Origin of the sequence: Micromonospora haikouensis (genome assembly GCF_000876225.1) — a bacterium.
GTDB lineage: Bacteria > Actinomycetota > Actinomycetes > Mycobacteriales > Micromonosporaceae > Micromonospora > Micromonospora haikouensis.
This window is the reverse complement of sequence record NZ_JXSX01000001.1, coordinates 2,692,286-2,707,340: the sequence shown is the minus strand read 5'-3', so window position 1 is coordinate 2,707,340 and position 15,055 is coordinate 2,692,286. Positions and strand designations below refer to the sequence as shown.

Genomic DNA, 15,055 nt, shown 5'->3' with positions numbered 1-15,055 from the left:
GATCTCGCTCCCTCGTGTGGCACCGGTACGTGTCGCGTGACTCAGGAAAGCCCGAGGTCCCGGTCGACAAGATCGAAAAGCTCCTGGTTGCTGGCGACGCGCAGCCGGTCGGCCACCTCGGCGGCCTCGTCGGGCCGCTCCCCCGCGCCCCGGTCGGCGGCGCCGAGGCGTTCCAGCAGCCGGTGCAGCCGCATGGTGACCCGGACCCGGCCGAGGTCGTCGGTGTCGCGCCGGACGAGGGCGGCCTCCAGCTCGTCGAGTTCCTCGACGGTCGGCAGCTCCTGCACGGACGCCTCGCTGACCAGCTCGCCGCGCAGGTGCTCGGCGAGGGCCTGCGGGGTCGGGTAGTCGAACACCACCGAACTGGCCGGGCTGAGGCCGGTCTCCCGCGCGAGCCGGCCGCGCAGCTCCACGGCGGTCAGCGAGTCGAAGCCGAGGTCCCGGAACGGCCGGTCGGCCTCCAGGGCGTACGGGCTGTCGTGGCCGATGACCGCGGCGGCGGCGGTGCGGATCAGGTCGACCAGCAGCCGGTTCTGCTCGGCGGCGGTGAGGTCGGCGAGCCGCTTGCGCAGCCCGGTGCGGACCTCGTCGCCGCCGTCGGCGGCCGGGTCGGTGCCGGCGCGCTGGGCCGCCACCTCGGGCAGGTCGCCGATCAGGGGCCGGGGCCGGGCGGAGGCGAAGACGGGGGCGAAGCGGGCCCAGTCGACGTCGGCGACGGTGAGCACGGTGCCGTCGCCGGTGATCGCGGCGCGCAGGGCGGCCATCGCGGGTTCCCGGTCGAGCAGGGACACGCCGCGCCGGCTCATCGCCACGGCGTGGTCGTCGCTGACCATGCCGCCGCCGGCCCACGGTCCCCAGTTGACGGAGACGACCCGGGCCCGGCCGGCGGGCCGGGACTGCGCCCACGCGTCGAGGAAGGCGTTGCCGGCGGCGTACGCGCCGTGGTCGCCGACGCCCCACGCGGCGGCGATCGACGAGAAGTAGACGACCAGCTCCAGGTCGTCGGGGTCGAGGAACTCGTCGAGGTGGCGGGCCCCGGCGGTCTTGCCGGCGACGACGTCGGCGAGTTCGTCGGTGCCGACGACGCTGACCGGGTTGAGCCGGCCGACGCCGGCGGCGTGCACGACGGCGCGTACGGTCTCGCCGTCGCGGCGCAGGCCGGCGACGAGGGCGGCGACGGCGTCGCGGTCGGCCAGGTCGCAGGCCACGGCGCGGGCGTGCGCGCCGAGGTCGGCCAGCTCGGCGAGGGTGGCGGCGACGCCGGGCGCGTCGGGGCCGCGCCGGCTGACCAGGATGAGCCGGCGAGCGCCGTGCCGGGCCAGCCAGGCGGCGGCGTACGAGCCGATCGCGCCGGTGCCGCCGGTGATCAGCACGGTGTCCGGCGGCTGCCAGGCGGGGGCGTCGGGCCGCTCGGCGCGGGCGGCGCGGGCGAGGCGGCGCAGGTGGATGCCGAGGGGACGCACGGCGAGCTGGTCCTCGGCGTCGGTGTTGGTGAGCGCCCGCAGCAGGTGGTCCCCGGCGGCCGGGTCCAGCTCGGCGGGCAGGTCGAGCAGGCCACCCCAGTGGGCGGGGTGTTCCAGGGCGGTGACCAGGCCGAGGCCCCAGGTGGTCGCCTGGGCGGGGTGGGCGATGGGGTCGCCGGGGCCGGTGCTGACGGCCTGCCGGGTGAGCAGCCACAGCGGCCCGGCGGGGGCGGCGTCGGTGACGGCCTGGACGAGGGCGAGGTTGCCGGTGAGCCCGGCGGGCACGGCCGGGTGGTCGGGGTGGGGCCGCTCGTCGAGGGCGAGCAGCGACACGGTACGGGTGGCCGCGCCGGCCGCCAGCAGCGCGGCCAGTTCGGCGCGGGTGGCCGTGGCGGGGTCGACGGCGAGGGTACGCACGGTGCCGCCGTGCGCGGCGACCAGCGCGCCGATCCGGTCGGCGACGTCGGCGGCCGACTCGGTGGTGCCGGTGCCCCGGTCGGCGGCACCGGTGCCCTGGTCAGCGGTGCCGGCGGCGGTACCGGGCTGGCCGGCGGGGACGACCAGCAGCCACTCCCCGGTGGCGGGGCCGGCGGTGAGGCGGCGCTGCGGCCAGGTGATCCGGTAGCGCCAGCCGTCGACGAGCGCGTCGGTCTGCCGCTGCCGGTGCCAGTGGGCGAGGGTGGGCAGCTGGTCGCGCAGCGGCCGGTCCGGGTCGACGCCGAAGCGGGTGGCGAGGGCGTCGCCGTCGGCGTCGGCCACGGCCTGCCAGAACGCCTCGTCGGCGGTGCCGGCGGCGGGGGCGGCCGGCTCGGCGGTGCGCAGCACGTCGCCGTCGCCGACGGGCCAGAACCGCTGGTGCCGGAAGGCGTACGTGGGCGGGGTGACCGGGTCGGCGGCGGGCAGCAGCGCCGCCCAGTCGACCCGTACGCCGTGGCAGTGCAGCCGGGCCAGCGCGCCGAGCAGCGCCTCGGCCTCGCCCCGGCCGGGCCGCTGGACGCCGGTGACGAGGGTGCGGCCGGCGTCGGGCAGCGCGTCGGCGGCCAGGGCGGTGAGCACCGTGTCGGGGCCGACCTCCAGCAGCGTGGCGACGCCGAGGGAGTGCAGGTGGTCGACGGTGTCGGCGAACCGGACGGCGTCGCGCACGTGCCGCACCCAGTAGTCGGGGGTGCAGATCAGCTCGGGGTCGGCGGCCCGGCCGGTCAGGTTGGACACGAGCGGGACGGTCGGCGGGGCGTAGTCGAGGCCGGCGGCGACGGCGGCGAACTCGGCGAGCATCGGCTCCATCAGCGGGCTGTGGAACGCGTGGCTGACGGTGAGCCGCTTGGTGCGTACGCCGAGGGCGGTGAAGTGGTCGGCCAGGTCGGTGAGGGCGTCGCCGTCGCCGGAGACGACCACGGCGGCCGGGCCGTTGACGGCGGCGACGGCGACCCGGCCGGCGTACGGGACGAGGGTGGCCTCGACGTCGGCCTCGGGCGCGGCGACGGCGAGCATTCCGCCGCCGGCCGGGAGGGCCTGCATGAGCCGGCCCCGGTTGCCGACGAGCGCGCAGGCGTCGGGGAGGCTGAGCACCCCGGCGACGTGGGCGGCGGTGATCTCGCCGACGGAGTGCCCGGCGACGAGGTCGGGGACGATCCCCCAGCCGGCGAGGAGCCGGTGCAGGGCCACCTCGACGGCGAACAGGCCGGCCTGGGTGAAGACGGTCTGGTGGATCAGGTCGGCCTCGGCGCTGCCGTCGGCGGCGAACAGCACCGCCTTGAGCGGCCGGGGCAGGTGCGCGTCGAGGTGCTGGCAGACCTCGTCGAGGGCCTCGGCGAAGGCGGGGAACGCCCGGTACAGCTCGCGGCCCATGCCGGCGTGCTGGGCGCCCTGGCCGGAGAAGAGGACGGCGAGGGTGCCGCCGGGCTCGGCGACGTCCCGGGTGAGGGTGGGGTGGTGCTGCCCGGCGGCGAGGGCCCGCAGCCCGGCCACGTACGCGTCGCGGTCGGCGGCGAGCAGCACGGCCCGGTGCCGCAGGTGGGAGCGGCCGGTGGCGAGCACCCGGGCGACGGCGGCGTCGCTGGTGGCTGCGACGTCGGCGGCGGGATCGGCGGGCCCGGCGGCGGCCTCGGCCCAGTCGGCGAGGCGGGTGGCCTGGGCGGCCAGCCCGTCGGCGTCGTCGCCGGAGACCACCCAGGGCAGCAGCGGCGGGGCGGGCGGCTCCGCGTCGCCGGCCTGCGGCTGCGGCCGGTCGTCGGCGGGCGGGGCCTGTTCGAGGATGACGTGGGCGTTGGTGCCGCTGACCCCGAACGCCGACACGGCGGCCCGGCGGGGCCGGTCCACGGCGGGCCACGGGGTCGGCTCGGCGAGCAGCGCGACCGCGCCGGCCGCCCAGTCGACGTGCGGGGTGGGCTCGTCGACGTGCAGGGTGGGCGGCAGCAGGTCGTGCTGGAGCGCCATCACCATCTTGATGACGCCGGACACGCCGGCCGCGGCCTGGGTGTGGCCGATGTTCGACTTGATCGACCCGAGCAGCAGCGGCCGGTTGGCGGGCCGGTCCTGCCCGTACGTGGCCAGCAGCGCCTGCGCCTCGATCGGGTCGCCGAGGCGGGTGCCGGTGCCGTGGCCGTCGACGGCGTCCACGTCGGCGGCGGTGAGCCGCGCGTTGGCCAGGGCCTGCTGGATGACCCGCTGCTGGGCGGGGCCGTTGGGGGCGGTGAGCCCGTTGGACGCGCCGTCGGAGTTGGTGGCGGAGCCGCGTACCACGGCGAGGACCCGGCGGCCGTCGCGGCGGGCGTCGGAGAGCCGCTGGAGCAACAGCAGGCCGGCGCCCTCGCCCCAGCCGGTGCCGTCGGCGGCCCCGGCGAACGACTTGCACCGGCCGTCGGCGGCGAGGCCGCGTTGCCGGGCGAACTCCAGGAACGGGCCGGGGGTGGCCATCACGGTGACGCCACCGGCGACGGCCGTGTCGCACTCGCCAGCGCGCAGCGACTGCACGGCCAGGTGCAGCGCCACCAGCGACGACGAGCAGGCGGTGTCGACGGAGACGGACGGGCCCTGGAGGCCGAAGGTGTAGGAGAGCCGCCCGGAGACGACGGCCGCCACGTTGCCGGTGGCCTGGTAGCCCTCGGTCTCGGCGCGGGCGGCCATCAGCAGCGTGGCGTAGTCCTGGCCGTTGGTGCCGACGAAGACGCCGGTGTTGCTCTCCCGCAGGTCGGCGGGGGCGATGCCGGCGCGTTCGAACAGCTCCCAGCCGGTCTCCAGCAGCAGCCGCTGCTGCGGGTCCATCACCAGCGCCTCGCGCGGGGAGATGCCGAACAGCGCCGCGTCGAACCCGGCGACGTCGGCGACGAAGCCGCCCTCGCGCACGTACGAGGTGCCGGGGGTGTCGGGGTCGGGGTCGTAGATGGCGTCGAGGTCCCAGCCCCGGTCGGCGGGGAACCCGGCGATGGCGTCGCGGCCGTCGGCGACGAGCCGCCACAGGTCCTCGGGGCTGGCCACGCCGCCGGGGTAGCGGCAGCTCATCGCGACGATGGCGATGGGCTCGTCGAGGGCGGCGACGGCCCGGGTGGGCGCGGCGGCCTGCTCGGTGACGCCGAGGATGCGGTCGGCCAGCCAGCCGGCGAGCAGCGTCGGGGTGGGCCGGTCGAAGACGAGGGTGGCGGGCAGCCGCAGGCCGACGGCCTCGCCGAGCCGGTTGCGCATCTCCACGGCGCTGAGCGAGTCGAAGCCGATCTCCCGAAACGGCCGGTCCGCGCCGATCGCCTCGGCGGAGGCGTGCCCGAGCACGGCGGCGGCGTGCACCCGCACCAGCTCCAGCAGGGTGCGGCGGCGTTCCGGCTCGGCGAGGCCGGCGAGCCGGCCGCGCAGCGGGGACGCCTCGGCGGGCTCGTCGTCGTCGCGGCTGCGGGCGGCGATGATCCGGGCCACCTCGGGGATGTCCTCGATCAGCGGCCGGGGGCGGGTCATCGCGAACGTCTGGTGGAACCGGTCCCAGGCGATGTCGGCGACGGTGAGGGTGGTGTCGTCGTCGGCGAGGGCGCGGGCGAGCACGGCCACGGCCAGGTCGGGGCGCATCGGCCGGACCCCGGAGCGGAACATCTGGTCGGCGGCGCCGTCGGTCTCCAGCATGCCGCCGCCGTCCCACGCGCCCCAGGCGACGGCGGTGGCGGCGAGGCCCCGGCGGCGGCGGTCCTCGGCGAGGGCGTCGAGGAACGCGTTGCCGGCGGCGTAGCCGCCCTGGAGGCCGCCGCCCCACACGCCCGCGCCGGAGGAGAAGAGCACGAACGCGGACACGTCGCCGCCGAGGACCTCGTCGAGGTTGACCGCCCCGGCGACCTTGGCGTGCAGGCCGTCGGCCAGCTCGGCGACGTCGGTGCCGGCGAGCGGGCCGGCGTGGGCCACCCCGGCGGCGTGGAACACGGCGTCGACGGTGACGCCGTCGGCGGCGAGCCGGTCGACGAGGGCGCGCAGCGAGTCGGCGTCGGCCACGTCGCAGGCCGCGACGGTGACGCGCGCGCCGAGGCCGGTCAGCTCGGCCTCCAGCTCGGCCGCGCCGGCCGCCGCCGGGCCCTGCCGGCTGGTCAGCACCAGGTGCGCCGTGCCCTCGCGGGCCAGCCAGCGGGCCACGTGCGCGCCGAGGGAGCCGAGGCCGCCGGTGACCAGGGCGGTGCCGGCGGGCCGCCAGCCGGGCCGCTGCGGGGCGGGTTCGGCGGCGGCGCGGGCGAGCCGGCGGGCGAACAGGCCGGAGGTGCGTACGGCGACCTGGTCCTCGTGGCCGACGCCGGCCAGGACGGCGGCGAGCCGGCCCCGGGCGCGCCGGTCCAGCTTCGCGGGCAGGTCGACGAGGCCGCCCCACCGGTCGGCGTGTTCCAGGGCGGCGACCCGGCCGAGGCCCCAGACGAGGGCCTGCCGGGGGTGGTCGAGCGGGTCGGCGCGGCCGGTGGAGACCGCGCCGCCGGTGGCGCACCACAGCGGTGCGGTGATGCCGGCGTCGCCGAGGGCCTGCACGAGGGCGAGGGTGCCGGCGAGGCCGGCGGGGACGACGGGCCGCTGCGGGTGGGGGGTCTCGTCGAGGGCGAGCAGGGACAGCACGCCGGTGACGGCGGCGGCGTCGACCTCGGCGAGCCGCGCGGCCAGGGCCGCCCGGTCGGCGTCGGCGACGGCCAGCGGGGTCACGTCCGCCCCGGCCTCGCCGAGGGCCTGCACGACCTGACCGACGATCGGCTGGCCGGCGTACGCGGCGGGCGCGACGAGCAGCCAGGTCCCGCCGAGGGTGGCGCTGGCGGCGGCGGTGAGCGGCGTCCACTGCACCCGGTAGCGCCAGGCGTCCACGGTGGACTCGTCGCGGCGGCGCTGCCGCCACGAGGACAGCAGCGGCAGGGCCTCGCCGAGCGCGCGGGCGTCGGCGGTGTCGATGCGCATGGCGGCGGCGAGGGCGTCGGCGTCGGCGCGTTCGACGGCGTCCCAGAACTGCCGGTCGGCGGGGTCGTCGGCGGCGGCGGCCGGTCCGGTGCGTACGGGGGCCTCCGGCCAGTAGCGCTGCCGGTGGAAGGCGTACGTGGGCAGCGGCACGGCCGGACCGGTGCGCACGCCGCAGACGGCGTTCCAGTCGGCCTCGACGCCGCGCACGTGCAGTTCGGCCAGCGCGGTGAGGATCCGGGCCCAGCCGCCGTCGCCCCGGCGCAGGGTGTTGACCACGGCCGCCTCGTGTTCGGCGGTGTCGATGGTCTCCTGCATGCCGAAGCTGAGCACGGGGTGCGGGCCGACCTCCAGGAAGACCTGGTGGCCGTCGGCGAGCAGGTTGCGTACGGCCTGCTCGAAGTTCACGGTCTCGCGCAGGTTGCGGTACCAGTAGCCGGCGTCGAGGCTGGTGGTGTCGGTCTGCTCGCCGGTGAGCGCGGAATAGAACGGCAGCTCGGCGGGGCGGGGGGTGATCCCGTCGAGGCTGGCCAGGAGCCGACCGGCGACCGCCTCGACCTGCGGGGAGTGGGAGGCGTACTCGACGTCGATGGGGCGCGTGCGCACGCCGTCGGCGGTGCAGGCGGCGACGAGGTCGGCGAGGTCGTCGACGTCGCCGGCCACCACGACCGACCCGGGTCCGTTGACCACGGCGACGGAGAGCCGGCCGGCCCACCGCTTGAGCAGGTCGCGGGCCCGGTCGGCGGGCAGGGCCACGGAGACCATGCCGCCCCGGCCGGCGATGTCGACGAGCACCTGGCTGCGCAGGGCGACGATCTTGGCGGCGTCCTCCAGGGTGAGGGCCCCGGCGACGCAGGCCGCGGCGATCTCGCCCTGGGAGTGGCCGACGACGCCACCCGGGCGGACGCCCAGCGAGCGCCACAGCCGGGCCAGGGAGACCATCACGGCCCACAGGGCGGGCTGCACGACGCCGGAGGCGACCAGTGGCGGGGCGCCCTCGGCCCCGCGCAGCACGCCGGTGAGGGACCAGTCCACCCAGGGGGTGAGGACGGCCTCGCACTCGGCGATGGACGCGGCGAACACCGGGGAGCTGTCGAGCAGGTCGACGGCCATCCCGGGCCACTGGGAGCCGTGGCCGGAGAACACGAAGACGGGGGCGGTGTTGCGCAGCGCCGTGCCGGTGACGACGCCCGCGACGGTCTCGCCGTCGACGAGGGCGGTGAGGCCCTGGGCCAGTTCGGCCTGGTCCTGGCCGAGCACGACGGCCCGGTGCGGAAACGCCGCCCGGGTGGTGGCGAGGGCGTAGCCGACCTCGGCCGGTTCGACCTCGGGGTGGGCGGCGAGGTGGGCGCGCAGCCGGGCGGCCTGCTCCCGCAGCGCGGCCCGGTCGGTGGCGGAGAGCACGAACGGCACGAGGCCGGCGTCGGTGGCGGCGCCGGGCCGGGACTCGGCGGCGACGACCGGCTCGGGGGCCTGTTCGAGGACGACGTGGGCGTTGGTGCCGCTGATGCCGAAGGAGGAGACGGCGGCGCGGCGGGGCCGGTCGACGGCCGGCCACGGGGTCGCCTCCGTGGCCAGGGTCACCGCACCGGCCGTCCAGTCGATGTGCGGGGACGGCTCGTCGACGTGCAGGGTGGGCGGGACGAGCCCGTGCCGCAGCGCGAGCACCATCTTGATCACCCCGGCGACGCCGGCGGCGGCCTGGGTGTGCCCGATGTTCGACTTGATCGACCCCAGCAGCAGCGGCCGGTCGGCCGGCCGGTCCTGCCCGTAGGTGGCCAGCAGCGCCTGCGCCTCGATCGGGTCGCCGAGGGTGGTGCCGGTGCCGTGCGCCTCGACGGCGTCCACGTCGGCCGGGGTCAGCCGGGCGTTGGCGAGGGCCTGCCGGATGACGCGCTGCTGCGACGGGCCGTTCGGGGCGGTGAGGCCGTTGGACGCGCCGTCCTGGTTGACGGCCGTGCCGCGCACGATCGCGTAGACGCGCCGGCCGTCGCGCTGCGCGTCGGCGAGCCGCTGCACGAGCAGCATGCCGACGCCCTCGCCCCAGCCGGTGCCGTCGGCGGCGGCGGCGAACGACTTGCACCGCCCGTCGGCCGACAGGCCGCGCTGCCGGGAGAACTCGACGAACGTCCCCGGCGTGGCCATCACGGTGACGCCGCCCGCCAGGGCCAGGTCGCACTCGCCACTGCGCAGCGCCTGCGCGGCCAGGTGCAGGGCGACCAACGACGACGAGCACGCGGTGTCCACGGTGACGGCCGGCCCCTCCAGGCCGAACGTGTACGCGACCCGCCCCGACAGCACGCTGCCGGAGGTGCCGGTGCCGATGTAGCCCTCCACCTCGGCGGGCAGGTCCATCAGCCGGGAGGCGTAGTCGTGGTACATGACGCCGGCGAACACGCCGGTGCGGCTGCCGCGCAGCCGGTGCGGGTCGAGGCCGGCGGACTCGAACGTCTCCCACGCGGTCTCCAGCAGCAGCCGCTGCTGCGGGTCCATGGCGAGGGCCTCGCGGGGGCTGATGCCGAAGAAGCCGGGGTCGAACTCCGCCGCCCCGTAGAGGAAGCCGCCGTGCCGGGTGTACGAGGTGCCGCTGTTGGCCGGGTCGGGGTCGAACAGGGTGTCGAGGTCCCAGCCCCGGTCGGCGGGGAACTCGCTGATCCCGTCGCCGCCGGTGGCCAGCAGCTCCCACAGCTGGTCCGGGTTGTCCGCGCCGCCGGGGAAGCGGCAGGCCAGGCCGACGATCGCGATCGGGTCGTCGAGGCCGGTGGCGGTGGCCGCCTCGGCGGGGGTGACGGTGGCGGCCCGGTTCCCGGCGAGTTCCGCGTACACCTGGCCGGCGAGGATGCGCGGGGTCGGGTAGTCGAACACCAGCGTGGACGCCAGCCGCAGCCCGGTGGCCGCGTTGACCCGGTTGCGCAGGTCCACCGCCGTCAGCGAGTCGAAGCCCAGCTCCCGGAACGCCCGGTCCGCCGGCACGGCGTCCGCGCCGCCGTGCCCGAGGACCTGCGCGACGAGGCCCCGGACGAGGGCGTCGACCTGGTCGCGGGCGTCCTGCGGATCCAGGCCGGCGATCCGGTCGGCCCAGTTGCCGTGGCCGGCCTGCCGGCGGGTGGGCACCGCGCCGAGCAGCACCCGCAGCAGCGACGGCACCCGGCCGGCGACGACCCGGGCCCGCATGGCCGGCACGTCGAGCACGGCCGGCACGAGGGCGGGCCGGCCGGCGGCGAGGGCCGCGTCGAACAGTTCGAGGCCGGTGTCGGCGCTCATCGGCGAGATGCCGGCGCGGGCCGAGCGCGCCCGGTCGGCGTCGCCGACCGTCGCGGCCATCCCGGCGGTGTCCCACATCCCCCAGGCGAGGCTCGCGGCGGGCAGGCCGGCCTGCCGGCGGTACGCGGCGAGGGCGTCCAGGAACGTGTTCGCCGCCGCGTACGCGGCCTGGCCGGGTGAGCCGAGCACCCCGGCGACGGAGGAGTACACGACGAACAGGTCGAGGTCCCGCCCGGCGGTCGCCTCATGCAGGTGCCACGCGGCGGCGGCCTTCGGGGCGAGCACCCCGGCCAGCCGCTCGGGGCTGATCGCGGTGACCACGCCGTCGTCGAGCACGCCGGCGGTGTGCACGACGCCGGCCAGCCGGCCGCCGACCCCGGCGACGAGGGCGGTCACCCGGTCGGGGTCGGTGACGTCGGCGGCGACCACCTCGACGCGGGCGCCCAGGCCGGTGAGCCGCTCCGCCAGCGCGTCCGCGCCGGGGGCCGCCGGGCCCTGCCGGGACACCAGCAGCAGCGACCGGGCACCGTACGCGGTGACGAGGTGCTCGGCGACGAGCGCGCCGAGCGCGCCGGTGCCGCCGGTGACCAGGACGGTGCCGTCGCCGAGGGCGGGGGCGGCCGGGGGCTCGGCCGGGGCGGCGGCGCGCACGAGGCGCGGGGTGAGCACGGCGTCGCCGCGCAGCGCCACCTGCCCGCCGGTGCCGGCGGGGTCGTCGGCCACCCGGGCGAGCACCGCCAGGGCGGCGGCGTCGACACCAGCGGCGTCGGTGCCGGCGGCCAGGTCGGCGAGGACGATCCGGTCGGGGTGCTCGGACTGCGCCGAGCGCAGCAGGCCCCACACGGCGGCCCCGGCGAGGTCGGTGACGGGGTCGTCGTCGCGGGTGGCCACCGCGCCCCGGGTCAGCACGACCAGCCGGGTGTCGGCCAGCGCGTCGGCGGCCAGCCACGCCTGGACCACGCCGAGCACGTCGGCCGCGACGGCCCGGACGACGTCGGGCAGGCCGGCGGACGGTACGCCGGGCAACCCGGAGCGTTCGGCGGCGGACAGGCCGGCTCCGGGAGAGGCGACGGGCGGGCCGGCGGCAGGCGCGGGGAGGACCGGGAGCACGAGGGCGCGGGGCAGCCCCTCCCCCGCCTCGTCGGCGGCGGCCAGCACCGCCGCCACGTCTGCGAAGACGGGCAGGTCGAGGGCCCATACCGAGGGGGTCGCGGTCAGCAGCGCCCAGCCGGTGGGCTCCTCGGCGGGCGGCACCTCCTCGGCCTGCCAGGCGACCTCGAACAGCGAGCGGGCGGCGACGCCGGGGGCGGTCAGGCCCGTCATCTCCCGCAGCGCGAGGGCGTCCACCGACACCACGGGTGCGCCCGCGCCGTCGGTGGCGACGAGCCGCACCGCCGAGCCGTCGCGGGTCAGCCGCACCCGCAGCGCCGTCGCCCCGGACGCGTGCACCTGCACGCCGGAGAACGCGAACGGCACCCGGGGGCCGCCGTCGGCGTCGGCGAGCAGCGCCCCCACGGGGTGCAGGGCGGCGTCCAGCAACGCCGGGTGCACGCCGAACGCGGCGGCGGGCCCGGCGGCCTCCTCGGGCAGGGCGACCTCGGCGTACACCTCGCCGTCGCCGGTCCACAGCCGACGCAGCCCCCGGAACGCGGGCCCGTACGCCAGGCCGCGCCCGGCGAGGGCGTCGTACCACTGGGCGAGGTCGACCTCGGTGGCCGCGACGGGCGGCCACACGCCGAGGACGGGCTCGTCGGCGGCGGCCGGTTCGAGGACGCCCTCGGCGTGCCGGACCCAGCCGCCCTCCGGGTCCTCCTCGGACTGGGCGTGCACGGTCACCGCGCGGGCGCCGGTGTCGTCGGCCGCGCCGACGCGCACCTGCACGCGGACGCCGCCGGCCTCGGGCAGGGCCAGCGGGGTGGCGACGGTCAACTCCCGCACCCGGGACGCGCCGACCTCGTCGCCGGCCCGCACGACCAGCTCGACCAGGGCCGCGCCGGGCACCACGACGACGCCGGAGACGGCGTGGTCGGCGAGCCAGCCGTGGGTGGCCAGGGACAGCCGGCCGGTGAGCAGCACCATGTCCTCGCCGGCCACGGAGACCGCCGCGCCGAGCAGCGGGTGCCCGGCCGCGCCGAGGCCGGCGCCGGTGACGTCGGCGATCCGGCCGACCGGCTCCAGCCAGTACCGCTCGTGCGCGAACGCGTACGTGGGCAGGTCGACCCGGCGCGCGCCGGCCCCGGCGAGCAGGGCGTCCCAGTCGACGGGCAGGCCGTCGGCGTGCAGCCGGGCCAGGGCCTCCAGCAGGGCGCGCGGCTCGGGGCGGTCCTTGCGGGACAGCGGCACGAGCACGGCGGTCGGGTCGGTGAGGCAGCTCTGCGCCATCGCGGTGAGCACGCCGTTGGGGCCCAGCTCGACGTACGTGCCGACGCCGGCCTCGGCGAGCCGGTCGACGGCGTCGGCGAAGCGGACGGCCTCACGGACGTGCCGCACCCAGTAGTCGGGGCTGCACAGCAGCTCCGGCCCGGCGACCCGGCCGGTCAGGTTCGACACGATCGGCACGGTGGGCGGGGAGAACGTCAGCCCGGCGGCGACGGCGGCGAACTCGGCGAGCATCGGGTCCATCAGCTCGCTGTGGAACGCGTGGCTGACCCGCAGCCGGTGGATGGGGGTGCCCCGCTCGGCCCAGTGGGCGGCCACCTCCTCGACGGCGGCGGCGTCGCCGGAGACGACCACGGCGGCGGGGCCGTTGACGGCGGCGATGCCGATCCGGCCGGTCACCCCGGCGAGGGACTCGACCACGGACGCCTCGTCGGCGGCGACGGCGAGCATCGCCCCGCCGGCCGGCAGGGCCTGCATGAGCCGGCCCCGGGCGGCGACCAGCGTCGCGGCGTCGGCGAGGGTGAGCACCCCGGCGACGTGCGCGGCGGCCAGCTCGCCGATGGAGTGGCCGACGAGGAGGTCGGGGGCGAGCCCGAACGACCCGGCGAGCCGGAACGACGCCACCTCGACGGCGAACAGGCCGGCCTGGGTGAACACGGTCTGGTGCAGCAGGTCGGCTTCGGGCGTGCCGGCGGCGGCGAACAAGACCTCGCGCAGCGGCCGGGGCAGGTGCGCGTCGAGCGCGGCGCACACCTCGTCGAGGGCGGCGGCGAACACGGGGAACGCCTCGGCCAGCTCGCGGCCCATGCCGGGGCGCTGGGCGCCCTGCCCGGAGAAGAGGAACGCGACCCGGCCCCGGGGCGCGGCGGTGCCGGTGACGACCGGCGCGGCCGGCTCGTCGGTGGCGAGGGCGCGCAGCCCGGCGAGCAGCTCGGCGCGGTCGGCGGCGAGGACGACGGCCCGCCGGGGCAGCCCGGCGCGGGCGAGCGAGGACGCGGCGACGTCGACGGGGCGGGCGTCGGGGTCGGCGTCGAGGTGGTCGGCCCAGCGGCGGGCCAGCGCGGCGAGGGACTCGGGGCTGCGGGCCGACAGCAGGACCGGCGACAGCGGCGGGACGACGGCCGGTGCGGCCGGGTCGGGCTCCTCGGCGGCGGGGGCCTGTTCGAGGATGACGTGGGCGTTGGTGCCGGAGATGCCGAACGACGACACGGCGGCCCGGCGCGGCCGGTCCACCGCCGGCCAGGGGCGGGGCTCGGTGAGCAGCGACACGGCCCCGGCCGACCAGTCGATGTGCTCCGACGGGGTGTCGACGTGCAGGGTGGCGGGGAGCCGGCCGTGCCGCAGCGCCTGCACCATCTTGATCAGCCCGGCGACGCCCGCGGCGGCCTGGGTGTGGCCCAGGTTGGACTTGACCGAGCCGAGCCACAGCGGCTCCGCCCCGGCCCGGTCCTGCCCGTAGGTGGCCAGCAGCGCCTGCGCCTCGATCGGGTCGCCGAGGGTGGTGCCGGTGCCGTGCGCCTCGACGGCGTCCACGTCGGCGGGGGCGAGCCGGGCGTTGGCCAGGGCCTGCCGGATGACCCGCTCCTGGGAGGGGCCGTTGGGCGTGGTGAGGCCGCTGCTGGCCCCGTCCTGGTTGACGGCGCTGCCCCGGATCACCGCGTAGACGCGGCGGCCGTCGCGCTGGGCGTCGGAGAGCCGCTGGAGCAGCAGCACGCCGACGCCCTCGGCCCAGCCGGTGCCGTCGGCGGCGTCGGCGAACGACTTGCACCGCCCGTCGGGGGCGAGGCCGCGCTGCCGGGAGAACTCGGCGAACACGCCGGGGGTGGACAACACGGTGACGCCGCCGGCCAGGGCCAGGTCGCAGTCGCGCTGGCGCAGCGCCTGCACGGCGAGGTGCACGGCGACCAGCGACGACGAGCAGGCCGTGTCGACGGTGACGGCGGGCCCCTCGAGCCCGTATGTGTAGGCGACCCGGCCGGAGACGAGGCTGCCGGAGTTGCCGGTGCCGAGGTAGCCCTCGACGCCCTCGGGCAGGTCCAGCACCCGGGAGGCGTAGTCGTGGTACATCACCCCGGCGAAGACGCCGGTGCGGCTGCCGCGCAGCCGCTGCGGGTCCAGGTCGGCGGACTCGAACGCCTCCCACGCGCTCTCCAGCAGCAACCGCTGCTGCGGGTCCATGGCCAGGGCCTCGCGGGGGCTGATGCCGAAGAAGGCCGGGTCGAACTCGGTGGCGTCGTAGAGGAACCCACCCTGGTCCGTGTACGAGGTGCCCGGGTTGTCCGGGTCGACGTGGAACAGCCGCTCCAGGTCCCAGCCCCGGTCGGTGGGGAAGTCGCCCAGCCCCTCGCGGCCGGCGTCGACGAGGTCCCACAGGTCGTCCGGGCCGCGTACGCCGCCGGGGAACCGGCAGGCCATGCCGACGACGGCCATCGGCTCGCGGTCCTTCGCCTCCACCTCGCGCACCCGCCGCCGCGCCTCGCGCAGGTCGGCCGTGGCACGCCGGAGGTAGTCGAGGAACTCCGCCTCAGTGGGCATCGGGCCACTCCGTATCG

Annotated in this window: 1 protein-coding gene; it reads right to left on the bottom strand. The window is 77.9% G+C overall.

Annotated elements, in window-relative coordinates:
• Positions 1–41 precede the first annotated feature (41 nt).
• Positions 42–15,038 (bottom strand): type I polyketide synthase, encoded by a 14,997-nt coding sequence (locus TK50_RS11415; RefSeq protein ID WP_043962717.1) that lies wholly within the window; start codon positions 15,036–15,038, stop codon positions 42–44.
• Positions 15,039–15,055: the final 17 nt, after the last annotated feature.